This is a genomic window from Pseudomonas allii (assembly GCF_055380095.1).
Map to the genome: position 1 here is coordinate 4,017,500 of NZ_AP039450.1, position 25,771 is coordinate 4,043,270.

The window sequence follows — 25,771 nt, forward strand, 5'->3', positions numbered from 1 at the left end:
ACGGTGGGCCATCATCAATTAAGACGCGGCGCGCAGATGGCCCACTAGCCAAAACACTAGCAGGCCGTATAGGGACGCGCCGCGCCCTCATCAGGCTACGCGCTCCAACAGCATGCCTGCGATCTCAAGATGTGCCGAGTGCAAGCGCGCATAGAACTGCGTCCGACCACACCCGCAGTGCGCCCATTTCTGGCGTTCCACACTTTCACGGTTCAGGTAATGCTCCTGCACCACTTGGACCAGATGCCAGGACAGATGCTTGTTTACGATCACCTCAATGTCTGCACTCCACGGCAGAAGCATTTTTGAACCGCCGCGTGTGCCTCGAATCAATTCTCCCCGGCAATCGATCAACTGACCCAACATGCTGCTGGCAGCACCTTCAGCGCCGCCACCGCCGTGCATATCGAGCGCCCACAGCTTCAACATCTCATCCATTTCTGGGATCAAAATGCGGTCTCCTGTCTAGGCACCGCCGCCCCTCGCTTCCACTCCGGCGGTTTCACATACTCATAGCTGCGCACACCACGCACACAGTTACCCTTGCGCCGCCGAGGCCAATTCATCCGATGCATAATCTTGCCGATGCGCATTTGCTCGGGTCTACCCCAGTGGCTTGGATCGATGTTGAGCGCATGCTCAAGTAAGTGCGCGCCTGTCACCGTATCGCCAATATGCTTGTCGGCCAGGTAGCCGACCACTAGGTCTTCCCACATATCTGCCTGATAACGCTGATCCTGCTCAGCTGCAAACACATCAGCCTCATCACGCTCCACCCACCATATGTCACCTGCGCGAAAACAGGCTAACGCTTCGGCCCAGAGTTGATCACGGTCGGCTCTCAGGCCCTCAAGATCAACTTTGGTACACATCACCGGCCAGTAACGGCGGTTACCTGTGTCGTCCTTCAGGTATTCATCCTGGTTGGTAGTGCCGATAAAAACGCTCTGCCGGGGCACATCCAGCATTCGCCGACCATAGCTTTCGCGGTAGGTGTCGATGGGCGATGAGACGAACTGTTTAGCCTTGGTCGACTCTGCCTTGTTCAGTGAGTCCAGCTCGGCCATCTCCACAATCCACTTGCCCCGGATCGCCTGGTAGGCATCTTTGCTGCTCAGATCAAAGGATGTATCCATGAACCACTCGCCGCCCAATACCCGCGCAGCCGTGGATTTCCCCTCGCCCTGCAAGCCTTCCAAAATCAACATTGAGTCAGCCTTGCAGCCAGGTCGACAAACGCGGGCCACCGCAGAAATCATCCAGCGCTTGCCCACCTTGCGGGTGTACGAACTATCCTTAACACCCAGCCGATCCTGCAACCAACGCTCAAGGCGTGGCAGGCCATCCCACTCAAGGCATTCTAGATACTCGCGCACCGGGTGGTAAGCGTTGTCATTCGCCACTGCACTTACAGCCTCAACCACGTGGGCAGTCTTCACCCGCAGCCCGTACACATCAGCAAGCCACAGCGCCACCCTAATATCGTCCAGATCACTCCAGTCGCCCTTGCCCCCACCATATGGAGGCGTACGTAACTTGCGGGTCTTTGAACTGAACGAATCCCAGGCGATTACCCCGGCCCAGCGTTTATCATTACCCAGAATCAATGCAACATTGAATGGATGTACGATCAACCCGCCTTTTTCGGAATACTGCAGCTTCTCGCGCCATCCCTCATCAGCAGACGGACGCACCACCGCTAGCACCTGACGGCGCACCGTATCCAGGCCCTCAGCGCAGTGAAGATCGTTGAAATCGGTCCAACTGTCTTCCCGGTTGTTGTCGAATACCGGCATAACCACCTGGCCACCAATCACAACCGCCGCATTGCCAGCCTTGATTACCCCCGCGTTATACGGGTGCCCATTCACCACAGTCTTCCAATCATCATCTGCGCAAAACACCAGCTGCCGGCCGGGATACTTTGTGCGCATGGCTTGTGCCACCGGCAGCAGGTTGCCGGCGTCAAAGCAAATACATACCGTCAGCGAGGTCGCCATGTGCAGGCTGGCGCCGGTCGCGTATCCCTCAGCAATCAAAATCACATCGCCCGGCTCGGGCTCTGGGCCGATCAGGTGAAATGCGCCTTCCTTCGCCAAACCGTACGGCCAGTAGGTTTTGTTCCGACCCGTAGCAGCCTGCTTTTCCGGGTACAACACTTGTAGCCCGACAATATCGCCTTTCACATTGCGCATCGGCACGAAAGCAGTACCGCTCTTCGCCTTGTAACGCAGACCAATACCGACTACCCGCTTGGTATCCAAGTAACGCGAACCACCCTTTTCAGATAGGTGTTTCCACATACCAGCAGCGCGCCGGGCGGCAGTGCGGTGCTTTCGGTGCTCAGCCAAGGCGGCCTTGCGCTGACCCTCCTCGGCCCTGGCGCGCATCACTGCTCGATCTTCAGCGCTTAGCCGCCCGCCCTTAGGCTTGATCTTCTGCCAGCTGCCTTTTTCACCCTGACGCCAATCGCCAAACGCGCCGCAATACAGTGTTTTTCCATCCCCCGTCAGATGCTCATAGATCACATACCAACCCGTTTTCTCCGGGGCCTTGTCACCGTCGCACTCGCAACGCGTTCGCTTACCAATCACCAATGGGGTTTCTGGTTTAAGCCCGTAGTCCTGCAACTGGGCCAACACATAATCGAGTAGTTCGTGATTGGTCATGCCAGTACCCCACGCTGGTCTGCCAGCTCCTGGCAGTCAGTGCAGCGCGTGCAGCGCGTGCAGCCGCGATCAAGCATTGCCAACCGCCGAGCCTCTAGGATGACATCCCCGCAGTCCACGCACTCGAGCGTACATTGACCTGGATTGGCAATAGGTCGGGCGGCCATGGCCACTGCAAGATTAAGAGCAATGACGTTATCAGCAACATCTGCGTTGTCAGACATAGGTCAGATCCTCCGCATGCATCTTGCGGAGTACCGCGCGCAACTTGAACACAGCCTGCACCATGCGCTCGGCCAGCAGTTCAAACTCAGCCAGCTCGTCATCGTCCAATTTGTCATCGGACAATGAGGTCGATACATGCGTGGCTAACTCCCCCTCACGAGAAAGCAACTCGCCAATGCCTGCCATTAGCGACTGCGCCGTGTCGGTGTCGCTCAACTCAGAAACGTCGATTCCCACCCAGCCGATGGGATGCAGCAACGCATCTACAATGCGCGGATCGCGCGTGGCATCTAGCACCAATTCAAGATCGCCAATGTTAGGCGTGTGGCTGGTATTGGTCAGGCTCAGCTTATGATTGAGTGTGGTGGCGTTTCCGCCGTCGATAGCGGCAATGGCAGTGGCGCCGCCCGGATAATCACGTGCGGCGTGGAGCAAAGCTTGCGGTAGAGTCAACAGCGAACGCCGTGCGCGCTCATTGGAATTGAACTGTTTACGGTTCATGGCAAAACTCCAAAAACTCTGCCAGTGACCGCTGCATGCCTGTTTGGTACAGTTGTGCTGTGGTCACTCACAGGTGGTCGCATGCAGCCGGTTGCTCTGTGGTAGAAAACCCGGCTGCACCCCGATGGCAAGGCACACGCTCCGCATGTGCCCTTCCGTTACAGCCTGCAGACCGTGGTGGGTTAGCAGGCAACCCAGGGCATCCGTGCCTTGGGGGGTGGTGGAACGGCGCGTTGTATTGGTTTGCTCCGCGCCGCTCTGCCTTTTACTTCGTTAAGCGGCCTGCTGGCTTGACGCTTTATCTGTCGCCCTGAGCTTTCCATCTGTAAGCACTTGAACCTGATACTGGCGTGACTGCGGCGGCTCAGAGCCCCATTGCGATACTGCAGCGGGGGAGACTTTCAGAGCCGCAGCCACTTTAGATTTCCCTCCGAAGAAGGCGATTACTTCTGTCGTGAGCATGGTGCTCTCCTGTTTGCCTGCCCAATACAGTAAGTACACTTAAATTATTTGGCAAGCAAATGAAGGACTCCAAACAAAGTAAGCCTTAAGCTAGCTTAATGAATACTCCAGCAGAAAGAATCGCATACGCCATTTCCAAGTGCGGAAAGAAAGCCAGCGTCTTGGCCATAGAGTCCAACCTGAGTGCTGCCAGAATTAGCCAGTTAGCCCAGGGAGACGGGAGCCTCAAGGCTGAAAATCTTTTCCTGTTCGCACGCGCTACCGGGTTCTCAGCACAGTGGCTTGCCGAAGGCATAGGGGACAAATATGACGCCGGTGCCCTTGAGGAGGGCCATGTGCTGATTCCCCAATTCACCGCCAAGGCGGGTGCAGGCCCGGGTCACACAAACCACCACATAGAAGACCTCGGCGGCCTAATGTTTAGGAGAGACTGGCTTACCCGAATGGGCTTGAAGGAAAAGAACCTCAAGGTCATCTACAGCACAGGAATGAGCATGTTCCCGACCATTGCTGATGATGATGTGCTGCTGATTGACGAAGGCCAGCGGGAGCCGTTGAACGGCAGAATCTATGCAATTCAGCGCCCAGACGGAGACATCAGCATCAAGCGCTTAGTCCACACGCTCACCAACGGTTGGATAATTCGAAGCGACAACGAGGACAAACGCGCTCATCCGGATGAGAGCGCTACCGATACAAGCATTGGTCATCTACTCATCATCGGACGGGCCGTATGGCACGCTGGAGCCCTCTAGCTGTAGGTCTCTTAACAAAATAGATTAAGCAACCTTGACTTAAAAAGTTAAGAGAACTTTAATTGCCTCACTCTCCCACCACCGAGCGAGGCAATTCCCATGCAAACCACAACCTTGCACGTACTACCAACGTGCCCACCCAGCCGTATTTTCGAGGTGCGCCGCCTAGCCGTAATCCACGGCTGCACCTTCGCACCCACCAAACGCAAAGCTGCCACCAGCCCCATGCCAGCGCCCTTCAATCCAGATGATGGAGGGCGCGCAGCATGAGCCGACTGTATCTCAATGCCGGTGCGTATATTCGCCTGCAGGCCCAGGTAACCCTTAGCGGCACCTTCAATCACACCCTTCACTCGCGTGATCGCGTCCAAACCGTAACGGCTAAGGTCGAGATCGATCAGTGCACCGCCGGCATCACGGTATTGGTGCAGATCTGCGGGACGCTCAATTCCGTCACCCTCGATAAGCACCGCAAAAACAACGCCACGCGTGTCGCTAGCTTTATTGAAGGTATCGCCAACGGCCTCAGCCCTAGCGGCGTGCCCGATGTAAATGAGCATGAGGCTGTCGGAGATGTAGAGGCCACCCTACGTCTGGCAATTCGACGTGGGCGCGGCATTTACCATCTGATCGCTGACGAACTGGATCCCTCTGTACAGATCCAGCGCGACCCACGTGGCGGCTACATCGCCAAGCTCGAACTCGACGACGCCGGATGCGTGCTCACCCTGCCTGCCGACAAACAGCGCGCCTACGCAATCTTGGCTGAAAACCTCAACCAATTCCTGCAGGGCTACCGCAATAGCCTCGCAGCCGCCGCTTGAGGTGTCGTCATGAGCCTATCCCTCAAACGCGTAGCGGAACGCCTAGGTTTGGGTCATCGCGAACTGATGAAACGCATGCGCAACAAAGGCCTGCTGGATCAACACAACCTGCCAACCAACCCTGCCTTGACCAAAGACTTTTTGGTCACCCGTGAGAGTCGCTGGTTTCACGAGAAGCATGGCATGCAATACAAGCGCACCACGCGCGTGACCGACATTGGTATTTCCTGGCTGGCCAGGCAGATCGGTATTGAGCGCCCAGCCCCACCCGCCGCGCCCGACCCGCGAGAAGTCGCGTAATGAGACAGCCTGAAGCATGGCCGCGCCAGTACGCCCGCCAGATCACGGCGATGCGATCCCGAGAGGAACGCATTGCCGCGCTGGCAGAAGTACCGGAGCACCTACGCGATCTAGTACGCACCCACGTTGAGATCGCCTGGAACCACCCCCGAGGGAACACACATGGACCGCAAGCTGATTGACACCCTACTGATCGAGCTGCTGAACCTGCCCGAAGAACGCCGTACGCCCGAAAAAATTCTGGCCAACCTCACACTGGCCGCCACAGCTGCTGGCATTTCCCTCACCACCAGCGCCGCACCACTGCAAATCGAACATCTACAACTGGCGGCTGCTCTTGAGCATCTCGCCATCAATCTCGGCCCGAATTACCGGGCCCGCGCCATGCTGCGCCTTGGCTACGGAATTGAGGGAGTAGAGCTAGGTGCCGTGCTCGAACCGCTAGACAGCACCTCCCCACTGCCGCGTTTCGTGGCCTTTGGCACTACAGCACGCACAGCATTGGCAGCCATCAACCGCGATATTCGAGCGAGTAACCAACCCCAAGCCAAAGCAACGCCGCAACGTAAGCCCGGAAAGCTGACGCTTGGCATGCTCAAGGCGCAAGTAGATAAGGCGAACGCGGCATGACGGCCTCCATACAGCGCGAATTGCGCCTGCCGGTGGCGCCCAGAAGTCAAACCGTTGAGCTGCTGTACCGGACCCTCGGGGATCTGCTCGTCCCGGTCGATCAGGTACGTGAACGCTACTTCAGCAACCTCAACCAGGACAATTTTACTCGCGCGCTGACAAATGGCCGTGTAGCGCTACCCATTACCACTCTGGATACCAGCGCCAAGCGCCCCCGCTTTATCGACATCCGTCATCTGGCCATCTTCATTGATACACAGGCGGATGCTGCAGATGAGGAGCTGACAAACACTCAACCCCAGCCAGACGAGCGATGACACTTCAACCGACACACTTCGATAACAGCTGAACCACCGCAACCGCTGCACCACCAGTCAAGCGGAACACAACACTAGGAGCAAACCAGATGACGGCATTAGAAACTCTCGCCTTGATCAGCTTCGTAATTGCACTCGCCATCCTGTATTGGGTCGGGTACCGAGGCGGCTTAAAGGACGGCTGGAGCGAAGGCTACGACGACGGCCACGCTAAGGGCTACATCCAGGGCATTGAGGAGGGCGAGTCGTCGTCCGCAACTGCTCTCGAAAACGCCACACGGCGATGTGAGCGCCTGGAACTGATTTTGATCAGGGAACCCCAGGACCGTCAGATCCTTCTGGCCATCGCGGGGAAACTCAAACTGGCCGCCGACTTCTTCCACGCCATCAAATCGGAAGGCCACGCGACTCAAGCACTCATGTTGCGCGACCACGCTTTGAGCATGGCCGACGAGTTGAATGCCTTCCGCCAGGAGGATGTGACATGAGCCGCGCCATCCCGATGCTGCGGCTGACGCCTCAAGCCGCTGGAACTCTGCAACAGCAATACACAAAGGCGATCAAGGAACTGCACGACATAACTCGCCGTAACCGAGAGTTCGATCGTCAGTTGAGAGCGCTCATCGGCTACAACAGGCTGCGCGATCTGCATAAAGCAACAGACGACGCCCTGCTGCTGGCCGACCTCGTGAAGGAGGCAGCATGAACTGGATCCTCACCCACACCGGCAAGCGTTTTGACCTGTTCGAACCTGACGCCGACATGATCGATCCACGGGATATTTCCCACTCACTGGCACACCTCTGCCGCTTCAACGGGCACACCCGCGAGTTCTACAGTGTGGCGCAACATAGCTGCATCGTCGCCGAGCTGGTACCGGAAGAACACAAGCTCGCTGCCTTGCTCCACGATGCGCCAGACGCGTACCTAGGCGACATGACCAAGCCACTTAAGCAGTGGATACATGCATACCAAGACTTCGAAGACTGGGTTTGGCAACGCGTGTGCCAGCGCTTCGACATCGCTGTAGAACTTCCTGCTTGCATTCACCAAGCCGACTTGATTGCGCTGGCCACCGAACGCCGCGACCTCATGCCATCCGATGCGGCTATCTGGGATTGCTTGGTCGGCATACAACCCATGGCTGAAACCATCCGGCCATGGCCTGCCGCAGAAGCCCGACTCACCTATCACCAGCGCCTAATGGACCAACTCGCCATCGAACACCGGAGGAAAGCGGCATGAAGAACCAACAGAAAAACACCGGAGCCGAGGCCGCTTTGCTCCGTATTACCAGTGGTGTCGACACGTCAGAAACAAACAGTCTCTGCTGCGCAGCAGCAGGCATTATTGCTCCTTCCAGCGCCCCAAACGAGGCGCTTATACCCCTCAAAAAGCTGCGCGGGGCAGCGGTCGATGATGCAATGCTAAACGCTCAGGAACGCCCCCCCGCGCAGCCTGTCATGGGGTATACGCCCCGTTCAGCCGCCAAATCCATAGAGGCTGAAATTCTTTCGGACGAAGAACTAGCCGACCTTACTGGCTATAAACAGCGTGCCCATCAACGAAAATGGCTTAGCGACCGTAATTGGGTTTTCATCGAAAGCCGTGGGGGCCGCCCTTTAGTTGGGCGTATGTACGCTCGCATGAAGCTCGGCATGACCAATCCAGCGCTTATCGAACAGAGCGCGCCGCCGATGCGTCCAGTTTGGACGCCAGACTTCTCCAGAGTGAACTGAGATGCGGCCTCGTAACACGGAAAATAGGGACTTGCCGCCTGGAATGGTGCGACGTAAACGTCCTCGCAAGAACGGCAAAGTGTGGGTCGGTTACTACTACAGAGATTCGACGGGAAAAGAAATCCCGCTTGGCGGAGATCTGAGCAAAGCTCGACTGAAGTGGGCAGAGCTCGAGGCCAAGGAGAAGCCAGCAGATCTGACGATGATGAAAGGGATCTTTGATCGGTACGTCCGCGACGTCATTCCGAAAAAAGGAGAGCGTACTCAAAAAGACAACTTGGCCGAACTTAAACAGCTCCGCCCTACATTCGACAGCGCTCCCATCGACTCAATCACGCCAGCGAGTATCGCTGGTTACCGCGACGCACGAACAGCCAAGGTTAGGGCAAACCGAGAAATTGCCCTTCTATCTCACGTATTCAACATGGCGCGCGAATGGGGGCTTACCGAGCGGGAGAATCCGTGCCAAGGGGTGAGGAAGAACAAAGAGGTGCCACGCGACTACTACGCCAATGCCGTGGTTTGGGATGCGGTTTATGGGATGGCTGGGCCAGAGCTTAAGGAAGCAATGGATCTGGCCTATTTGACCGGCCAGCGCCCCGCCGATGTGATCATCATGCGTAGCGACGATACCGAAGGCGATTACTTCCTGGTGACTCAGGGCAAAACCGGGCAGAAACTCAGAATTCTGATGCGAACAGAAGCCGGAGAAAACAGCCTCGGGAAATTGGTTAGGGAGATAACGGAAAGGAACGTGCGCCACCCGTCCAAATACTTACTGATCAACAAGTACGGGAAACGGATGACGAAGGGTATGTTGCGCTTGCGCTGGGACAAAGCACGGGAGAAAGCGCAAAAGAATGCTTTGGATCAGGGCGACCCTATGCTCGCGGCGAAGATCGGCGGGTTTCAGTTTCGTGATATTCGGCCCAAGGCGGCATCGGAAATAGTCGATATTGGCGACGCAAGCCTGCTGCTGGGGCACACTAAACAAGAGATAACCAAGCGGGTCTACAGACGGATTGGTGCGATCGCCAAACCCTCCAAATAGGCAAACTTTCGGAACGCCTACCCGAAAGTTTCGGAACGCCTCTCAAAAACCGTCGTGTTCCACCCAAACCCCAGAAACACGAAAGCCCCGCATTGCGGGGCTTTCGTTTGAATCTTGGCGGGAAACCAGGGATTCGAACCCTGGGAACGCTATTAACGTTCGCCGGTTTTCAAGACCGGTGCATTCAACCACTCTGCCAATTTCCCTTGTGCATCACAGGATTATAGTAGCCTATCCCGCCTCAGCGGGCGCCATAATACCCGAATGAAACACACTGTCAAACTCTCGCCATAGCTTGTTACAGAGCGTCTGTTATGATCTTTGCGACTGAACGTTTCAAAACTGAAGGAGTGTCGCCATGCGCGAACAGAATTACGCAGTGAATGGTAACGCGCAGGCTGAGCAGCTTGAAGTCAGCCGCGTGTTGCGCAACACCTATGGCCTGCTCGCCCTTACCCTCGCATTCAGCGGCGTGATGGCGTTCGTGGCTCAGCAGATGCGCGTCGGCTACCCGAATATCTTTGTGGTGCTGATCGGTTTCTATGGCCTGTTCTTCCTCACCAACAAACTGCGCGACTCTGCGTGGGGCCTGGTGTCGGCGTTTGCGCTGACCGGCTTCATGGGCTTTATCCTCGGCCCGATCCTCAACCGTTACCTCGGCATGGCCGGCGGCGCGGAAGTAGTCAGCTCGGCGTTTGCCATGACGGCGCTGGTGTTTGGTGGTCTGTCGGCCTACGTGCTGATCACCCGCAAGGACATGAGCTTCCTGGGCGGCTTCATCACCGCAGGTTTCTTCGTGTTGCTGGCGGCTGTGGTTGCGAGCATGTTCTTCCAGATCAGCGGGCTGCAACTGGCGATCAGCGCAGGTTTCGTGCTGTTCTCCTCGGTGTGCATCCTGTTCCAGACCAGCGCGATCATCCACGGTGGTGAGCGTAACTACATCATGGCGACCATCAGCCTGTATGTGTCGATCTACAACCTGTTCATCAGCCTGTTGCAGATCTTCGGCATCATGAGCCGCGACGACTGATTACTGGCTGCAATAAAAAATGCCCCGCATCGCGGGGCATTTTTGTTTTCAGGAGATCAATACTGGTTGGGTTCCATTTCCAGCTCGACCTTGAAGCGCTCCAGAATGTCCCGCTGGATACGCCGGGCCAGGTTGGCAATGTCGTGCCCCGAGGCACCGCCATAGTTGACCAGCACCAGCGCCTGCAGCTTGTGCACGCCAGCATCCCCTTCGCGGAAGCCCTTCCAGCCGGCCTTGTCGATCAGCCAGCCGGCTGCGAGCTTCATCTGCCCGTCAGGTTGCGGGTAAGCCACCAGGTCCGGATACAGCGCCTGCAACTCGGCCGCCAGCACCTGGGACACCAACGGGTTCTTGAAGAAGCTGCCGGCATTGCCAAGCTCCGCCGGGTCCGGCAGTTTTTCGCGGCGGATGCTGCAGATGGCACGACTGACGTCGCTCGGCGTGGCCTCGGTGATCCCCTGCCCCGCCAGGCGCTGCTGCACCGGGCCGTAGTCGAGTTTCAGGTGGCTGGCGCGGCTGAGGGCGAAGCGCACGCGCAGGATCAGCCAGCGCCCGGTCTCGTGCTTGAACAGGCTGTCACGGTAGGCAAAATTGCATTCCTCCAGGCTGAAGTCGCGCAGTTCGCCGGTGTGGCGATCCAGGGCGGTCAGGCCGGCGAAAACATCCTTGATTTCCACACCGTAGGCGCCAATGTTCTGCATGGGCGCGGCGCCGACGGTGCCGGGGATGAGACTGAGGTTTTCCAGGCCGCAAAAGCCCTGTTCCAGGGTCCACAGCACAAAGGGATGCCAGGCTTCGCCGGCCTCAGCCTCGACCACCACGTGCAGGCTGTCATCGCGCAGCACACGGATGCCCTGGGTGGCCATGCGCAGCACCAGTGCAGGAATGTCCTGGGTCAGCAACAAGTTGCTACCGCCGCCGATCACCAGCAGCGGCACATTGTGTGCGGTGGCGTATGCCAGGGCCTCGCGCACATCGCTGTCGCTGTGGGCCTCGGCGAACAGCTGAGCACGTACGTCAATGCCAAAACTGTTGAACGGCTTGAGCGATACCTGCGCAAGCACCTGCAAGGTCATAACCGCCCCTTCAATTCGATCACCAATAAATCACAGGCCTGCTCGATCAGGTCCAGGACCCGTTCGAAGCCTTGTTCACCTTCGTAGTATGGGTCTGGCACTTCGTCCACTTCGGCGTCGTAACGGCGCAGGAACAGGTCCAGCTCCGCCTTGCTCTGCCCCGGCTGCATGGCCTTGAGGTTGCGCAGGTTGCTGTGGTCCATGGCCAGGATCAGGTCATAGCGCGCAAAGTCCGCGCGAGAAACCTGCTGGGCACGCTGGGCCGACAGATCGTAGCCGCGGGCCAACGCCGCACGCTGGCTGCGCTGGTCCGGCGGGTTGCCGATATGCCATTCACCGGTTCCGGCGGACGCCACATCGACCTGCCCCGCCAGCCCCGCGTCGCGCAGTTTGTGGCGCAGTACGCCTTCTGCGGTGGGCGAGCGGCAGATATTGCCCAGGCAGACGAACAGAATCTCCATCAGGCCCCCAGCAGGCGACGGACGCGCTCAAGGTCTTCCGGGGTATCGACACCGGCCGGCGGCGCTTCCAGCGCATCGCCTACATGGATGCGCACGCCGTGCCACAAGGCCCGTAGCTGCTCCAGGGATTCGGTATTTTCCAGCCAGCACGGGCCCCAACTGACGAAGTCATGCAGGAAACCGGCGCGGTAGGCATAAATGCCGATGTGACGGCGATACGGCACGCCTTCCGGCAACACGTCCGGTTGCTTGGCGAAGGCGTCACGTGCCCACGGCAGGGTCGAACGGCTGAACGTCAGCGCCAGTCCGTTGATATCGCTGACCACCTTGACCACATTCGGGTTGAACAGGGTCTCGATGTCTTCGATCGGCTCGGCCAGGGTCGCCATGCGCGCTTCGCCATGGGCGGCCAGGTTGGCGGCCACCTGGTCGATAACACCGGGTGGGATCAACGGCTCGTCACCTTGCACGTTGACCACGATGGCGTCGGGCGCCAGGCCGAGCTGTGTGGCGACTTCGGCCAGGCGGTCGGTGCCGGAGTTGTGGTCTTCGCGGGTCAGCACCGCCTCGGCGCCAAAACCTTTGCAGGCTTCGATGATACGCGGGTCATCGGTGGCCACCACCACACGCTCAGCGCTGCTTTTGCAGGCCTGTTCCCACACCAGTTGGATCATCGGCTTGTTGCCGATCAGTTGCAGCGGCTTGCCCGGCAGGCGGGTCGACGCATAGCGGGAAGGAATGACAACGGTAAAGGCAGTGGTCATTTATCCAGGCGCTCATCGGTGGTCAGGGTACGGGCTTCGCTTTCCAGCATCACCGGGATGCCATCACGGATCGGGTACGCCAGGCCGGCGCCTTTGCTGATCAGCTCGGTTTTGTCGGCGCTGAGCTTGAGCGGGCCTTTGCAGATCGGGCAAGCGAGGATGTCGAGCAGTTTGGTGTCCATGAGTGTTTCCTGGAGAAAAGCGGTTTAAGGCAAAAGACGGGCAGGCAGCAGGCGCATCAACTGCGTGTCGAACCAGGCGACGAACGCCGGCGACGGCAGCGCATCCACCGCAAGGTACCACCAGTCTGGCTGGGCAAAGGCGCGGCACTTCACCGCGTCCTTTTCGGTCATGACCAGCGGCAATGACGGCGTAAAATTCAGGACCTCGGCACTGTAGGACGCGTGGTCGGCGAATGCATGGGGTATCGGCTGCCAGTGTAGCGTTTCAAGGGTGTTGAAGAAACGTTGCGGGTTGCCGATGCCGGCGACCGCATGCACCTGCTGGCCCGGCGCAAAATGATCCACAGGCCGGCGCTCGCCGGTTTGCAGGTTGACCAGTGCGGTGGGCTGCAAACGAAAGGCAAAGCCGTCCTCGCGGTCGCCGGCGGCGCCGTTGTACAGCAACGCATCGACACTCTGCAGGCGCTCCACCGGTTCGCGCAACGGCCCCGCCGGCAGACAGCGACGGTTGCCCAGGCCACGGGCGGCGTCGATCAGCACCAGTTCAAGGTCACGGGCCAGGCGGTAATGCTGCAGGCCGTCGTCGGAGAGGATCAGGTCCAGGGTGTCGCTGGCCAGCAGCGCCTTGACCGCACGGCTGCGATCGGGGTCGATCATCAGTGGTACGCCGCAGCGCTGCGCGATCAATAACGGTTCATCACCGGCCACCTCGGCGCTGTGGCTGGCTTCGACTCGCCACGGCAACTGCGGTGGCTTGGCGCCATAACCGCGACTGACCACGCCGACGCGCAAGCCGCTGCGTCGACAATGTTCGATCAGCCACAGGATCAACGGCGTCTTGCCGGTACCACCCACGGTGATATTACCGACCACCACCACCGGCACCGGCGATTGATAGATCTCGCCCTCACCCGCCAGGAAACGTGCGCGCTTGCGCTGCACCACCCGGCGATACAAAGACTCCAGGGGCCGCAACAACGCGAGTGCCGGATGGCCCTCGTACCAGGCCTTGAGCAAACGATCGGACATGGCCATCAGGGTTGGCTCGCCGCCTCGACGGTGCTCATGCGCAAATGGCTGAAACCGAGCTTTCCGGCCGCGTCCATCGCAGTGATCACGGCCTGGTGCTGGGTCTTGCCATCAGCGCTGATGGACAGCGGCAACTGTGTGTCGCCGCCGGACTCTTTCTGCAAGGCCTCCATCAGGCTGGCTAGGTCGTTTTTCTCCAGCAACTGGTTGTTCACCGAAAACACCCCGTCGGCGCTGATGGCGATGTCCAGTTGCTTGACTTGCTGGTCTTCGGCCGGCGAACCGCTCACGGCTTCCGGCAGGTCGACGCGCAGTTCGGTTTGCCGGGTGAAGGTGGTGGTGACGACAAAAAACAGCAGCAGGATAAACACCACGTCGATCAGCGACGCGAGGTTGATATCGACATTTTCCCGTTGCTTGCGGCGAAATTTCACGCTTTGCCCCCAACCAGGTCCACGTCGCGGTCGCCCTGCACCACTTCCACCAACTTGATGGCTTCCTGCTCCATGCCCACCACCAGTTCATCGATGCGGCGTTGCAGGAACCGGTGGAAGAACACCGAAGGAATACCCACCATCAGGCCGGCCGCCGTAGTGATCAGTGCCTTGGAGATACCACCGGCCAGCACGGCCGCGTTGGTGGTCATGCCAGAGCCCATGAACGAACTGAAAATGTCGATCATGCCCAACACCGTGCCGAGCAAGCCGAGCAATGGCGCCATGGCGGCGATGGTGCCGAGGGCGTTGATGTAGCGCTCCAGTTCATGGATGACGCGGGCGGCGGCCTCTTCGATGCACTCCTTCATGATCTCGCGACCATGCTTGGAGTTGGCCAGGCCTGCGGCAAGGATCTCACCCAACGGAGAGTTGGCGCGCAGTTCCTTGAGCTTTTCCTTGTCCAGTTGCTTGTTCTTGATCCAGCCCCAGACCTGCCCCAGCAGATGCTCGGGGGTCACGCGGCTGGCGCGCAGGGTCCACAGGCGTTCGGCGACGATGCCGAGTGCGGCGATAGAGCTCATGATGATCGGCAACATCATCCAGCCGCCGGATTTGACCAATTCCCACACAGTGAATGTCCCCTCGAAAAAGTGCGCCACTTTACCATATAGGTGCGTCGGCCACAGACCCCATCGGCCGAGGCTTTGAACCCCTAGGGTAAGCGCTCGCGCCAGAACCTGCGTTGACTGCGCGCAACGACCGGTGGCGCGAATGCTCCCAACTGCACATGCACAGCCCCCTGCTCGGCGCTGTCATACACCTGGCTGCCCAGGCGTTGATAACGTTCCATCACCTGCGGATGCGGGTGGCCGAACGCATTGCCGCGCCCCCGCGAGATCAGCACATTGCGCGGAGAGAGCCGCTCGACAAACGCCCAGGACGAAGAGCTGCGACTGCCATGGTGTGGCGCCTGCAGCCACTCGGTGGGCACCGCCAGGGGCGAAGCGAGCATGGCCTGTTCGGCGTCGCGGTCGATGTCGCCGGTCAGTAACAGGCGCTCGCCATTGGCCTGCACCTGCAACACGCAGGACTTTGCGTTACCACTGATGGCGCCAGGCCACTGCCAGAGTTCGAACGTGACGCCGTCCCAGGTCCATCGTTCGCCACTGACGCAGGGTTGCGTACCGATAAACGCCGGCAACCCGTCGGTTTCCCCGCCCACCACACGCTTGATCGGTATGCCCTTGGCAATTGCCGCCGCACCACCGGCATGATCCGCGTCGGCGTGACTGAGCAGCATCAGGTCCAACGCCCCGACCCCGAGCTTTCGCAACGACGGCAGCACCACCCGCGCGCCCAGATCAAAGGTTCCGGTGCGCGGTCCGGCGTCGTAAAGCAATGCATGATGGCGCGTGCGCAGAATCAGCGACTGCCCCTGCCCGACGTCCAACTGCACCACCTCCACTTGCCCATGGGGCACCATCGCCCGCGGAGGGAACACCGCCAGCAATAGCATCGGCCAGCCTAATACGCGAAAGGGCACGCCGTTGGGCAGCAGAAGCAGCACGGCACCCAGCAGGCTCACCAGCCAATACCCCAACGGTACTTGCGCCGGGATCCAGGCCGGCATGTGTCCGGCGAGCCACGCCAGCCCCTTGAACAAGCCATCCAGCGCGCCGCCCGCCAGCCACAGAAGACCTTCGCCAATAAATGGCAATGGCAGCAATGCGGTCCCCGCTAGCGCCAGCGGCAACACCACCAGGCTGATCCATGGCACAGCCACGAGGTTGGCCAGCGGTGCGCTCAGGCTGATGGGCAGTCCCAACACCCACAACACCGGAAACAGCCCAATTGCCATCAGCCACTGCGGCCGGGTCCATGCCTGCCACAGGCTCCACGGCCCCAACCGACCGCCAAACGCCAGAATCAGCACCGCCACCGCCGCAAACGACAACCAGAACCCTGGCTGCAAACTGGCCAACGGTTCCAACACCAACACCCCATTGAGTGCCAGCAGCAACGGCCACCACAGTCCCAGATGCCGGAAGCGCAGCCGCCACACCAACACCAACCCGACCATCACGCAGGCCCGCTGTACTGGCACGCCAAACCCTGCGAGCCAGCCGTAGCCCAACGCAGCGCTGAACGCCAGGCCACACGCCCAGGGCAACCACGGCCAGGTTCGCGGCCAGCAACCGTAGCGGGCCAAGCCGGCGATCAGTCCATAGATCAAACCCGCCAGCAAACCAATGTGTTGGCCGGAAATGACCAGCAAATGCACGGTGCCCGTGTCCTGCAACACTTGCCAATCGGCAGTGGCCAGCCCTGAACCATCCCCCAGCACCAGGGCAACCAGGCCGGCTTCCCGACCTTGGGCGTCCACCGCCATAAGGCGCTGACGCACGCTGTCGCGCCAGGCATTGCGGGCCGGCGCCAGGCGCTCGCCATCCTTGACCGAGCCCGTGGCGCCGATGCGTTGGGCCAACAGCCAGGCTTCCTGATCAAACCCGTGGAAATTCAGCAACCCGGCCGGCCGTTTGAGGGTAACCGCCAGGCGCCAACGTTCGCCGCTGCGCACCGGCGGCCCGCCACGCCAGGACACGCGGATCCTTTTGGGTAAGCGGGCATTTCGCGACCGGCTATCGGCCAGTTCGAAGCGCACACCCTCGCCCGTCTGTCGCGGCAACCCGATCACCCGGCCCTCCAGCCAGCGCGTCTGGCCGTCCAGGGCAGGCATCAGACGATCATCCAGCGCCCACTGCGCGCTGAGGCATGCCCAACCCAGCCCCAGCAGGAAAAACGCCAGTGGGTAGGTACGAAACGGCAACAACATCAACGCCAGCACCGGCCCTGCAATCAGCCATCCCATAGGTGGCAACGCCGGCAAAAAGCGCAAGACCAGCAACCCCAGCACAAACGCGCACATCCCTGTCTTCATGGACCATCCTTTTCAAGTGATCCACTCAGTCTTAGCCGGATGCCCAGGGCGGCCTATGATGTTTTGTCACAAAGTCTGAATTTTCTGTTTATAGAATGCGCGCATACTTGCCCCTCGAACTGACCTGGACCCCTTATGCCCCGGCGCTTATTCAAACGGTACATGCCCGATCCCACGAGTATCAGGGAACATAAGTCATTACAGTTTCTCGGCACGTTGCTGCATGACCCGAACCTCTGGCACCTGAACCGGCACTCGGTCGCACGCGCAATGGCCGTGGGTTTGTTCGCGGCGTTTATCCCAATCCCGCTTCAGATGCTGTTGGCGGCGGTCCTGGCGATCACCGTGCGCGGCAATATGCCCATCGCCATCAGCCTGGTGTGGCTGACCAACCCGATCACCATGCCGGTGGTGTTTATCTGCACCTACATGACCGGCGCCTGGCTGATGAACGTGCCACCGCGCAGCTTGCCCGACGACCTCACCTGGGAATGGATCAGCGGCCAACTCAGCACCTTGTGGCAGCCGTTCCTGCTGGGTTCAGTGGTGTTGGGGCTGGTGCTGGGCGCCCTCGCCTATTGCCTGACCATGGGCTACTGGCGCTGGTGGGTGGCCCACCAGTGGAAAAAGCGCAAACAGCGCCGCGCTTAGCAGGCCCGCAAGCGCAGGTGCACACGCAGGCCTTGCCCGGTATTTTCCGCCCACAGGCTGCCGTCCTGGCGCTGCACGGCGTTGCGGGCGATGCTCAGGCCCAGCCCGAAGCCGCCATCGCCAGGGCGTGAACCGTCCAGGCGGGTAAAAGGCGCGAAGATCCGTTCCAGGTCGCCTTCATCGATCCCACCGCCCTGATCCTCCAGCCAGACATGCCAACAATCACCTTCGCGACGCCCGTCCAGGCTGACCACACCGCCCGACGGTGAGTGGCGGATAGCGTTGCGCAAGATGTTTTCCAAAGCCTGGGCCAACGCATTCAGGTTGCCTCGCACCCAGCAGTCCACCCCCAGCAGGCATGGCAGCCGCGACGCTGGCCAGTCGCTCTCATAGCAGGCGTTTTCGCGCAACATGTCCCACAGCGCTTGAAGCTGGATAGTTTCCTGGGGCAGCGGCGCCCGTTCGGTGTCGAGCCAGGCCAGTTGCAGGCTGTCTTCAACCAGGCGTTGCATCGCGTCGATTTCACGGCCAAGCCGCTCGCGCAGCTGCGTCAGGTCTTGCTCACTGTCACAGGCCACTCGCAGTCGACTCAGCGGGGTGCGCAGCTCATGGGACATGTCTCGCAGCAACTGTTGCTGCAACACCACGGTGCCCTGCAAACGCTCGGACATATGGTCGAACGCTCGCCCCAGTTCGCCCAACTCGTCCTGGCGACTGGTGGCGTCGTGGGACAAACGCGTGTTCAACTGATCGGCGCGCCAGGCATTGGCCTGCTCGCGCAGTTGATTGAGGGGCATGATCAGCAGCCGATACAGGCCGATGCACAGCAACAGGGTAAACAGGCCGGGAATCACCCCGTTGGTCACCACCCGCCAGAACAGTTGATAGCGCCCCGGCATGAAGCGTTGCGGCAACTCGATCACCAGCGAACCCGCATGGGGGGCGCCCGGGAACGGGATCTTCAGCCACGGCAGGCCTTTGACATGCCGGCTCACCGGCCAATCCAGGCCACGCAGAAAGGTCAGGCGCTGGCTTTCGTTGTCGCTCAGCGGGATGCTGCTCAACGACTGCAGGTCATTGCCGATCACACCTATCCAGGTGGTTTCACGCTTGCCCATCGCCTGCAGCCAGGCGTCGACACCAGCATTGCCACCGCGATTCCACGCCTGTTCGGCACCGACCGCGTAGCCACTCAAGGTGATTCGCGCCCCATCGGACAGGTAGGCGTTTTTCTGCTCCATGTAACGGCCCCAGGACCAGCTGAGCCAGATCATCAGCAAGCAAAAGGCGATCAGCAGGCAGGCCAGTTTCCAGAATAACGAGTGCCTGCCCGGCAGCCGTTTCAAGGGGCGCTCAAAAACCGTCATCGTGACCGCTCAGCACATAGCCCTTGCCCCACACCGTGCGCACTTCGCGCTCGGTGTGGCCGATGGCCTTGAGCTTGCGGCGGATCTGGCTGATATGCATGTCGAGGCTGCGGTCATGGGGCGCATAACCGCGTTGCAGCACATGCTGGTACAGGAAGGCTTTGCTGAGGACTTCTTCGCTGTTGCGGTGCAGGGTTTCCAGCAGGCGGTATTCGCTGCGGGTCAGGCCGGCCCAATGGTCCAGGTGGAAAACATCGCACAGCTCATCGTCAAAGCGCAGCGCGCGGGCATCGTCGCGCACCGGTGCCGGAATCGGCAACGGGCGCCGGTCGAGGGCTACTCGACGCAGGATGGCTTCGATGCGCACGCGCAACTCGATCATGCTGAACGGCTTGGGCAGGTAGTCATCGGCTCCCAGGCGAAAACCACTGATGCGATCGGCTTCGGCGCCCAGTGCAGACATCAGGATCACCGGGATCGAATGGCTCTGGCGCAGATGAGTGAGGATCGACAGGCCGTCCATCCCCGGCAACAGGATATCCATCAGCACCACGTCAAAGGCCTGCTCGCGCGCCATCTGCAGGCCCTGCTGGCCATTCTGGCACCAGGTCACGTGGAAACCACAGCGGCCCAGGTGCTCATGGACATAAGCGCCCAGCACGGGGTCATCTTCAATAGTCAGGATACTGGGTAGGCCAATTGCTGCGGGATTCATTAGTATCTGCAAGTCATTCTCAATGGCTGATTATTCAAGATTACCCCGCCACAGGCAATCGCCACCGGGCGCCGAATGGCGCGAAGATTGCCGTATGTCATTAATTTGCAAGATTCCACGCTGCGCAAATGGCTACACTGCGCAGGTGGCGCGGGCCGGATGCCCGTGTGAATCATCGATATCAATGTGGTAGCAGGAGAGTGGCGTGCTGACAAGAATGGGGATAAAAGGCCGCGTACTGTTGCTGACCTTATTACCGACCAGCCTGATGGCTTCGTTGCTGGGCGGCTATTTCACCTGGATGCAGTTGTCGGAACTGCAGACCCAGTTGCTGCAACGTGGCGAAATGATCGCCGAGCAGTTGGCGCCACTGGTGGCGCCCGCCTTGAGTGCACGCAACACCGACCTGCTGGAGCGCATCGCCACCCAGTCCCTGGAGCAGCCGGACGTGCGCACTGTGTCGTTCCTCAGCCCGGACCGTGCGACCCTCGCCCACGCCGGCCCGACCATGCTCAACCAGGCCCCCATCGGCAACAGCTCACACCTGTTGCAACGCACCGGCAATGACGCCACGCGCTACCTGCTGCCGGTGTTTGGCCGCCATCGCAACCTCGCCGGCGACCTGATCCCGGATGAAGCCGACCGCCTGCTGGGCTGGGTCGAGGTGGAACTGTCCCACAATGGCATGTTGCTGCGTGGCTACCGCAGCCTGTTCGCCAGCCTGCTGCTGATCGCCATCGGCCTGATCTGCACCGCGGCACTGGCCCTGCGCATTAGCCGCACCATCAACGCGCCGATCGGCCAGATCAAGCAAGCCGTGGCCCAGCTCAAGGACGGCAACCTGGAAACCCGCCTGCCGCCCCTGGGCAGCCAGGAACTGGACCAGCTCGCCTCTGGCATCAACCGCATGGCCGAGACCCTGCAGAACGCCCAGGAAGAACTGCAACACAGCATCGACCAGGCCACCGAAGACGTACGCCAGAATCTGGAAACCATCGAGATCCAGAACATCGAGCTGGACCTGGCGCGCAAGGAGGCGCTGGAGGCCAGTCGCATCAAGTCGGAGTTCCTGGCCAACATGAGCCATGAGATCCGCACGCCGCTCAACGGCATCCTCGGCTTTACCCATTTATTGCAAAAGAGCGAGCTGACCCCGCGTCAACTCGACTACCTGGGCACCATCGAAAAATCCGCCGACAACCTGCTGGGCATCATCAACGAGATTCTCGACTTCTCGAAAATCGAAGCCGGCAAACTGGTCCTCGACAGCATCCCGTTCAACCTGCGGGACTTGCTGCAAGACACCCTGACCATCCTCGCCCCCGCCGCCCATGCCAAGCAGCTCGAACTGGTCAGCCTGGTCTACCGCGACACACCGCTGGCATTGGTCGGCGACCCGCTGCGCCTCAAGCAGATTCTCACCAACCTGATCAGCAACGCGATCAAGTTCACCCGCGAAGGCACCATCGTGGCCCGGGCGATGATCGAGGACGAGCAGGAAGACAGCGTACAATTGCGCATCAGCGTGCAGGACACCGGTATCGGCCTGTCCAGCCAGGACGTACGCGCCCTGTTCCAGGCCTTCAGCCAGGCCGACAATTCACTGTCGCGCCAACCCGGCGGTACGGGCTTGGGCCTGGTGATCTCCAAGCGCCTGATCGAACAGATGGGCGGCGAAATCGGCGTCGACAGCACACCCGGCGAAGGCTCTGAGTTCTGGATCAGCCTGAACCTGCCCAAGACCCGCGACGACGTGGAGGACCTGCCGTCCGCGCCTCTGCTGGGCCATCGTGTCGCCTTGCTGGAAAACCACGAACTGGCACGCCAGGCGCTGCAACACCAACTGGAAGACTGCGGCCTGGAAGTCACGCCGTTCACCAGCCTGGAAAGCCTGACCAACGGCATTACCAGTGCCCACCAGACCGAGCAGGCCATTGACCTTGCGGTGCTCGGCGTCACGGCCAACGACATCCCGCCCGAGCGCCTCAACCAACACCTGTGGGACCTCGAACACCTGGGCTGCAAAGTGCTGGTGCTGTGCCCCACCACCGAACAGATGCTGTTCAACCAATCGGTGCCCAACCCCAACAGTCAATTGCAGGCCAAGCCGGCGTGCACGCGCAAATTGCGGCGTGCCTTGTCCGACCTGATCAGCCCGCGCCCGACACGCAGCGAACCCGGCGAACCGTTGTCCAGCCGGGCGCCACGCGTCCTGTGCGTGGATGACAATCCGGCGAACCTGTTGCTGGTCCAGACCCTGCTGGAAGACATGGGCGCCCGGGTGCATGCCGTGGAAAGCGGTTATGCAGCCATCGACGCAGTGAAGCAAGACACCTTCGACCTGGTGCTGATGGACGTGCAAATGCCCGGCATGGACGGTCGCCAAAGCACCGAGGCGATCCGCCAGTGGGAAAGCGAACGCAGCGGCACGCCATTGCCGGTAGTCGCCCTCACCGCCCACGCCATGGCCAACGAAAAACGCGCCTTGCTGCAAAGCGGCATGGACGACTACCTGACCAAGCCCATCAGCGAACGCCAACTGGCCCAGGTGGTGCTGAAATGGACCGGCCTGGCTCTGCGCAATCAGGGTCCGGAACGCGCGAACGATAACCTCGGCCCTGGCGTGAAACTGCCGGTGCTCGACCACGAGGAAGGGCTGCGTCTGGCGGCCGGCAAAGCGGACCTGGCGGCGGACATGCTCGCGATGTTGCTGGCTTCCCTGGAGGCCGACCGCCTGGCCATCACCCAGGCCCGTGAGGCCAATGACAACAACGCCCTGATCGAACGCGTGCATCGCCTGCACGGCGCAACGCGTTACTGCGGCGTACCGCAACTGCGGGCATGCTGCCACCGCGCCGAAACCCTGCTCAAACAGGACGACGCCAAGGCCCTGCAGGCGCTGGACGAACTGGACATGGCGATTGCCCGACTGGCCAGTGAGGCGCGGGTCAGCGCCTGAAACGACTTTATGGGCGCCGATCACCTGTGGGAGGGGGCTTGCCCCCGATAGCGTCGTATCAGTCGAAGCATCTGTAGCTGACACACCCTAATCGGGGGCAAGCCCCCTCCCACAGTTGTCCAGCGTTTCCAACAGATTAATTGCGGGGAGCCTTTTGATGCGCGTGATTCTTTTCAGTAGCCAAACCTACGACCGCGACAGCTTTCTCGGCGAACCATTGCCGCCTGGCCTGGAGCTGCAATTCCAACCCGCACGGCTCAACCTCGACACCGTGGCCCTGGCCGAACATCACGAAGTGGTCTGTGCCTTTATCAACGATGACCTCAGCGCCCCGGTGCTGGAGCAGTTGGCCAAGGGCGGCACGCGGTTGATCGCCCTGCGCTCGGCGGGCTACAACCATGTGGACCTGGCCGCCGCCAAGCGTCTGGGCCTGACCATCGTGCGCGTACCGGCCTACTCGCCCCATGCGGTGGCCGAACACGCAGTCGCGCTGATCCTCGCCCTCAACCGCCGCCTGCACCGCGCCTACAACCGCACCCGCGATGGCGATTTCAGCCTGCATGGGCTCACCGGTTTCGACCTGGTGGGCAAGACCGTCGGGGTGGTCGGCACCGGACAGATCGGCGCCACCTTCGCCAAAATCATGGCCGGCTTCGGCTGCCAATTGCTCGCCTACGACCCCTTCCCCAACCCGCAGGTCCAGGCCTTGGGTGCACGCTACGTGAGCCTGCCCGAATTGTTGGCCCAGGCACAGATCATCAGCCTGCACTGCCCGCTCACCGCCGACAGCAAACACCTGGTCAACGCCCGTTCCCTGGCGCAGATGCAAACCGGTGCGATGCTGATCAACACCGGTCGCGGTGGCCTGGTCGACACCCCGGCGCTGATCGAGGCGCTCAAGGACGGTCAACTCGGCTACCTCGGGCTGGATGTCTATGAGGAAGAAGCGCAGTTGTTTTTCGAGGACCGCTCCGACCTGCCCTTGCAGGACGATGTACTTGCACGCCTGCTGACCTTCCCCAACGTGATCATTACCGCCCACCAGGCATTTCTCACCCGCGAGGCCCTGGCCGCCATCGCCGGCACAACGTTGGCCAACATTGCCGCGTGGGCCGATGGCCGGGCGCAGAACCTCGTCGAAGGATGATCAGCGGTCACATACCAGGCTCATGATGAGCCAGCACCCGTGATAGGATGCCGCGCCTATTTGGAGGATCCATGGCCGAACACGATTTCCGCTTCAGTTTGCTAAGCCCGCAACACACCCTGATCGAATGCCGCGCCCTGGTGCCGGGCCGTTACCAGGTCACCGGCAACGGTGGTTCGATCAAGCATGGCGACGTACTGATCGTCTCCCTGCGCGGCAGTAAAACCCTGTCGATGCGCCTCACCGTCGAAGGTGACGCGCGCTACTCCATCCGCCCGGCGGGACAGTGGGTCGCCATGGCCCAGGGGCCGAAGTTCGGCGAGTTGGAGATTCACACCTGGAAGGTCAACTGCGACAGCTGCGACGCCGTGCTGGACTTCGAGTTTGCGGTGGAAACCAAGCTGACCAAAGAACCACTGCAACCGGCCGCCAATGCGCGGATCGCCGAGTTGGGCTGGGCCAGCGAGGGCGACAAGCACCGCTGCCCGAAATGCCAGAAGGCTGCGCGATGAGAGGCCTGTTGCTGCTCGCCGCCCTCGGAGCGGGCCTGACCGGCTGCGCCGGCGACGCGGTCAAGCTCAAGCAGGATCACAGCTACGTGGTGGAGTGGATTGGTGAACGGCCGCTGATGGACTACGCGCACCTGACCGTCACCCTCGGCGCCGATGGCCGCGCCTACGGCAATGGCGGCTGCAACCATTGGTTCGCGCCCTACACCGTCGAGGGCAAAAAGCTCAGCTTCGGCCAGATCGGCAGCACCCGCAAACTCTGCGCCGAAGCCTTGATGGAGCAGGAACACCGCTTCTTCCAGGCCCTGCAAGGCGTGCAGCGCTGGGATATCTCGCCGATCGAGCAGACGCGCTTCTGGCCGGCCGAGGGCAAGCCGATACGCTTGTGGCTCGAAGAAGGCTGACTTTCCCAATCCAGGGATTGATGGAAGCTAAATGTGGGAGGGGCTTGCCCCCGATGGCGGTGTAACAGTCAACTGATGGAGTGACTGACACACAGCTATCGGGGGCAAGCCCCCTCCCACATTCGATTCCGGGTAGCCCCTAGCCGCGCAAGGCCTTGAGCTTGGCCAGCACGCCTTGCGCCGTCTGCTCGCCCATCAACGTTTCGCGCACCTTGCCCTTGTCATCGATGATGTAAGTCACCGGCAACGCTTCGCTACGCGGAATATCGAAAATCTCTTCCGGGTTCTGCGCCAGCACCGTGAACTTGATGCCCAGCTTGTCGCTGGCGGCTTTCAGCTCTTCGCCCTGCACATTGTCGAAGTTGACCCCGAACACGCCGACGTTCTGCGCCTTCAGCTGTTCGGCCAAGGCATTGAGCTCGGGAATTTCCGTGCGGCACGGACCACACCATTCGGCCCAGTAGTTGACCACCAGCCACTGCTTGTCCAAGCGTTCGGACGCTACCTTCTGGCCATATTGGTCAACGCCGTAATCGTTACCGCAGCCGCTGAGCAGCAGGGTTGTGATGATCGCCAATGCACCGATCAGTCGCCTTGTCATGGGGTAATCCTTCGCAAAAATGAACGTT

Annotated in this window: 31 protein-coding genes and 1 tRNA gene; 16 read left to right on the forward strand and 16 right to left on the reverse strand. The window is 60.5% G+C overall.

Annotated features, from left to right (window positions below):
- Positions 1-90: 90 nt before the first annotated feature.
- The 4 genes from ACZ445_RS18135 to ACZ445_RS18150 all read right to left on the reverse strand — a co-directional run bounded on the left by ACZ445_RS18135 (position 91) and on the right by ACZ445_RS18150 (position 3,857).
- Complete coding sequence (locus tag ACZ445_RS18135; protein ID WP_464707407.1) at positions 91-450, reverse strand: PA0613 family protein; 360 nt, start codon at positions 448-450, stop codon at positions 91-93.
- A complete protein-coding gene (locus ACZ445_RS18140; RefSeq protein WP_464707408.1) occupies positions 447-2,669 on the reverse strand; it encodes a VapE domain-containing protein in 2,223 nt (740 codons plus the stop codon). Before ACZ445_RS18140 ends, ACZ445_RS18135 begins: the two co-directional genes overlap by 4 nt.
- Before the next feature lie 216 nt (positions 2,670-2,885).
- Positions 2,886-3,395: a phage regulatory CII family protein gene (locus ACZ445_RS18145; protein ID WP_065927350.1), complete on the reverse strand. Its 510-nt coding sequence runs from the start codon at positions 3,393-3,395 to the stop codon at positions 2,886-2,888.
- Between the two features lie 273 nt (positions 3,396-3,668).
- A complete protein-coding gene (locus tag ACZ445_RS18150; protein ID WP_053130838.1) occupies positions 3,669-3,857 on the reverse strand; it encodes a Cro/CI family transcriptional regulator in 189 nt (62 codons plus the stop codon).
- A gap of 98 nt (positions 3,858-3,955) precedes the next feature.
- On the opposite strand from ACZ445_RS18150, the gene ACZ445_RS18155 reads away from it, so the two are divergent.
- The 10 genes from ACZ445_RS18155 (at position 3,956) to ACZ445_RS18200 (ending at position 9,473) form a co-directional block, all read left to right on the forward strand.
- Positions 3,956-4,612 (forward strand): S24 family peptidase, encoded by a 657-nt coding sequence (locus ACZ445_RS18155; RefSeq protein WP_464707409.1) that lies wholly within the window; start codon positions 3,956-3,958, stop codon positions 4,610-4,612.
- A gap of 266 nt (positions 4,613-4,878) precedes the next feature.
- The gene (locus tag ACZ445_RS18160; protein ID WP_464707410.1) at positions 4,879-5,436 is read left to right on the forward strand and encodes a hypothetical protein; all 558 of its coding nucleotides are present in this window, start codon (positions 4,879-4,881) and stop codon (positions 5,434-5,436) included.
- A 9-nt stretch (positions 5,437-5,445) separates the two neighbouring features.
- Positions 5,446-5,736 (forward strand): phage antirepressor KilAC domain-containing protein, encoded by a 291-nt coding sequence (locus ACZ445_RS18165; protein ID WP_146476217.1) that lies wholly within the window; start codon positions 5,446-5,448, stop codon positions 5,734-5,736.
- 162 nt (positions 5,737-5,898) lie between these two features.
- Positions 5,899-6,366, forward strand: a complete 468-nt coding sequence (locus ACZ445_RS18170; protein ID WP_464707411.1) for a hypothetical protein — start codon at positions 5,899-5,901, stop codon at positions 6,364-6,366.
- Positions 6,363-6,683 (forward strand): pyocin activator PrtN family protein, encoded by a 321-nt coding sequence (locus ACZ445_RS18175; RefSeq protein WP_122719250.1) that lies wholly within the window; start codon positions 6,363-6,365, stop codon positions 6,681-6,683. Before ACZ445_RS18170 ends, ACZ445_RS18175 begins: the two co-directional genes overlap by 4 nt.
- Before the next feature lie 89 nt (positions 6,684-6,772).
- Positions 6,773-7,171 (forward strand): hypothetical protein, encoded by a 399-nt coding sequence (locus tag ACZ445_RS18180; RefSeq protein WP_074844090.1) that lies wholly within the window; start codon positions 6,773-6,775, stop codon positions 7,169-7,171.
- The gene (locus ACZ445_RS18185; protein WP_065927343.1) at positions 7,168-7,389 is read left to right on the forward strand and encodes a hypothetical protein; all 222 of its coding nucleotides are present in this window, start codon (positions 7,168-7,170) and stop codon (positions 7,387-7,389) included. The genes ACZ445_RS18180 and ACZ445_RS18185 overlap by 4 nt, the downstream gene beginning before the upstream one ends.
- The gene (locus ACZ445_RS18190) at positions 7,386-7,928 is read left to right on the forward strand and encodes a phosphohydrolase (RefSeq protein WP_464707412.1); all 543 of its coding nucleotides are present in this window, start codon (positions 7,386-7,388) and stop codon (positions 7,926-7,928) included. Before ACZ445_RS18185 ends, ACZ445_RS18190 begins: the two co-directional genes overlap by 4 nt.
- Positions 7,929-8,179: 251 nt before the next feature.
- Complete coding sequence (locus ACZ445_RS18195; RefSeq protein WP_126589630.1) at positions 8,180-8,422, forward strand: DUF4224 domain-containing protein; 243 nt, start codon at positions 8,180-8,182, stop codon at positions 8,420-8,422.
- Between the two features lies 1 nt (position 8,423).
- Positions 8,424-9,473 carry a tyrosine-type recombinase/integrase gene (locus tag ACZ445_RS18200; protein WP_464707413.1) on the forward strand — a complete coding sequence of 350 codons (1,050 nt, stop codon included), beginning with the start codon at positions 8,424-8,426 and terminating at the stop codon, positions 9,471-9,473.
- Between the two features lie 115 nt (positions 9,474-9,588).
- Here ACZ445_RS18200 and ACZ445_RS18205 read toward each other — a convergent pair.
- A tRNA-Ser gene (locus tag ACZ445_RS18205) sits at positions 9,589-9,679 on the reverse strand.
- A gap of 152 nt (positions 9,680-9,831) precedes the next feature.
- On the opposite strand from ACZ445_RS18205, the gene ACZ445_RS18210 reads away from it, so the two are divergent.
- Positions 9,832-10,503 (forward strand): Bax inhibitor-1/YccA family protein, encoded by a 672-nt coding sequence (locus tag ACZ445_RS18210; RefSeq protein WP_016977342.1) that lies wholly within the window; start codon positions 9,832-9,834, stop codon positions 10,501-10,503.
- A gap of 56 nt (positions 10,504-10,559) precedes the next feature.
- Here the strand turns inward: ACZ445_RS18210 and murB are convergent, their stop codons facing one another.
- The 8 genes from murB to ACZ445_RS18250 all read right to left on the reverse strand — a co-directional run bounded on the left by murB (position 10,560) and on the right by ACZ445_RS18250 (position 17,390).
- Positions 10,560-11,579 (reverse strand): UDP-N-acetylmuramate dehydrogenase, encoded by a 1,020-nt coding sequence (gene murB / locus ACZ445_RS18215; RefSeq protein WP_058425432.1) that lies wholly within the window; start codon positions 11,577-11,579, stop codon positions 10,560-10,562.
- Positions 11,576-12,040, reverse strand: coding sequence for a low molecular weight protein-tyrosine-phosphatase (locus ACZ445_RS18220; RefSeq protein WP_058425433.1), 465 nt, complete (start codon positions 12,038-12,040; stop codon positions 11,576-11,578). Before ACZ445_RS18220 ends, murB begins: the two co-directional genes overlap by 4 nt.
- Positions 12,040-12,804 carry a 3-deoxy-manno-octulosonate cytidylyltransferase gene (gene kdsB, locus ACZ445_RS18225; RefSeq protein ID WP_058425434.1) on the reverse strand — a complete coding sequence of 255 codons (765 nt, stop codon included), beginning with the start codon at positions 12,802-12,804 and terminating at the stop codon, positions 12,040-12,042. The genes ACZ445_RS18220 and kdsB overlap by 1 nt, the downstream gene beginning before the upstream one ends.
- Positions 12,801-12,986, reverse strand: a complete 186-nt coding sequence (locus tag ACZ445_RS18230) for a Trm112 family protein (RefSeq protein ID WP_003174668.1) — start codon at positions 12,984-12,986, stop codon at positions 12,801-12,803. Before ACZ445_RS18230 ends, kdsB begins: the two co-directional genes overlap by 4 nt.
- Positions 12,987-13,010: 24 nt before the next feature.
- Positions 13,011-14,021, reverse strand: coding sequence for a tetraacyldisaccharide 4'-kinase (lpxK, locus tag ACZ445_RS18235; RefSeq protein ID WP_464707414.1), 1,011 nt, complete (start codon positions 14,019-14,021; stop codon positions 13,011-13,013).
- The gene (locus tag ACZ445_RS18240) at positions 14,021-14,449 is read right to left on the reverse strand and encodes an ExbD/TolR family protein (RefSeq protein WP_058425436.1); all 429 of its coding nucleotides are present in this window, start codon (positions 14,447-14,449) and stop codon (positions 14,021-14,023) included. Before ACZ445_RS18240 ends, lpxK begins: the two co-directional genes overlap by 1 nt.
- Complete coding sequence (locus tag ACZ445_RS18245) at positions 14,446-15,081, reverse strand: MotA/TolQ/ExbB proton channel family protein (protein WP_058425437.1); 636 nt, start codon at positions 15,079-15,081, stop codon at positions 14,446-14,448. Before ACZ445_RS18245 ends, ACZ445_RS18240 begins: the two co-directional genes overlap by 4 nt.
- Before the next feature lie 83 nt (positions 15,082-15,164).
- Entirely contained in the window at positions 15,165-17,390 is a 2,226-nt protein-coding gene (locus ACZ445_RS18250; RefSeq protein WP_464707415.1) for a DNA internalization-related competence protein ComEC/Rec2, read from the reverse strand.
- A 135-nt stretch (positions 17,391-17,525) separates the two neighbouring features.
- Between ACZ445_RS18250 and ACZ445_RS18255 the strand changes: the two genes are divergently transcribed.
- The gene (locus ACZ445_RS18255; protein WP_058425439.1) at positions 17,526-18,041 is read left to right on the forward strand and encodes a DUF2062 domain-containing protein; all 516 of its coding nucleotides are present in this window, start codon (positions 17,526-17,528) and stop codon (positions 18,039-18,041) included.
- Here ACZ445_RS18255 and ACZ445_RS18260 read toward each other — a convergent pair.
- Together ACZ445_RS18260 and ACZ445_RS18265 are read right to left on the reverse strand one after the other, a co-directional pair.
- The gene (locus ACZ445_RS18260) at positions 18,038-19,408 is read right to left on the reverse strand and encodes a histidine kinase sensor domain-containing protein (protein WP_464707416.1); all 1,371 of its coding nucleotides are present in this window, start codon (positions 19,406-19,408) and stop codon (positions 18,038-18,040) included. The two genes, ACZ445_RS18255 and ACZ445_RS18260, sit on opposite strands and share 4 nt — an antisense overlap.
- Positions 19,395-20,123, reverse strand: a complete 729-nt coding sequence (locus tag ACZ445_RS18265) for a response regulator transcription factor (RefSeq protein ID WP_464707417.1) — start codon at positions 20,121-20,123, stop codon at positions 19,395-19,397. The genes ACZ445_RS18260 and ACZ445_RS18265 overlap by 14 nt, the downstream gene beginning before the upstream one ends.
- Positions 20,124-20,328: 205 nt before the next feature.
- On the opposite strand from ACZ445_RS18265, the gene ACZ445_RS18270 reads away from it, so the two are divergent.
- The 4 genes from ACZ445_RS18270 to ACZ445_RS18285 all read left to right on the forward strand — a co-directional run bounded on the left by ACZ445_RS18270 (position 20,329) and on the right by ACZ445_RS18285 (position 25,142).
- Positions 20,329-23,082, forward strand: coding sequence for a response regulator (locus ACZ445_RS18270; protein ID WP_464707418.1), 2,754 nt, complete (start codon positions 20,329-20,331; stop codon positions 23,080-23,082).
- 157 nt (positions 23,083-23,239) lie between these two features.
- Entirely contained in the window at positions 23,240-24,229 is a 990-nt protein-coding gene (locus ACZ445_RS18275; RefSeq protein ID WP_179030225.1) for a 2-hydroxyacid dehydrogenase, read from the forward strand.
- Between the two features lie 71 nt (positions 24,230-24,300).
- Positions 24,301-24,741, forward strand: a complete 441-nt coding sequence (locus ACZ445_RS18280; RefSeq protein WP_058425444.1) for a hypothetical protein — start codon at positions 24,301-24,303, stop codon at positions 24,739-24,741.
- On the forward strand, positions 24,738-25,142 hold the full coding sequence (locus ACZ445_RS18285) for an META domain-containing protein (RefSeq protein ID WP_058425445.1): 405 nt from the start codon (positions 24,738-24,740) through the stop codon (positions 25,140-25,142). Before ACZ445_RS18280 ends, ACZ445_RS18285 begins: the two co-directional genes overlap by 4 nt.
- A gap of 139 nt (positions 25,143-25,281) precedes the next feature.
- On the opposite strand, the gene ACZ445_RS18290 is transcribed toward ACZ445_RS18285, so the two are convergent.
- Positions 25,282-25,743, reverse strand: coding sequence for a TlpA disulfide reductase family protein (locus tag ACZ445_RS18290; RefSeq protein WP_058425446.1), 462 nt, complete (start codon positions 25,741-25,743; stop codon positions 25,282-25,284).
- Positions 25,744-25,771: the final 28 nt, after the last annotated feature.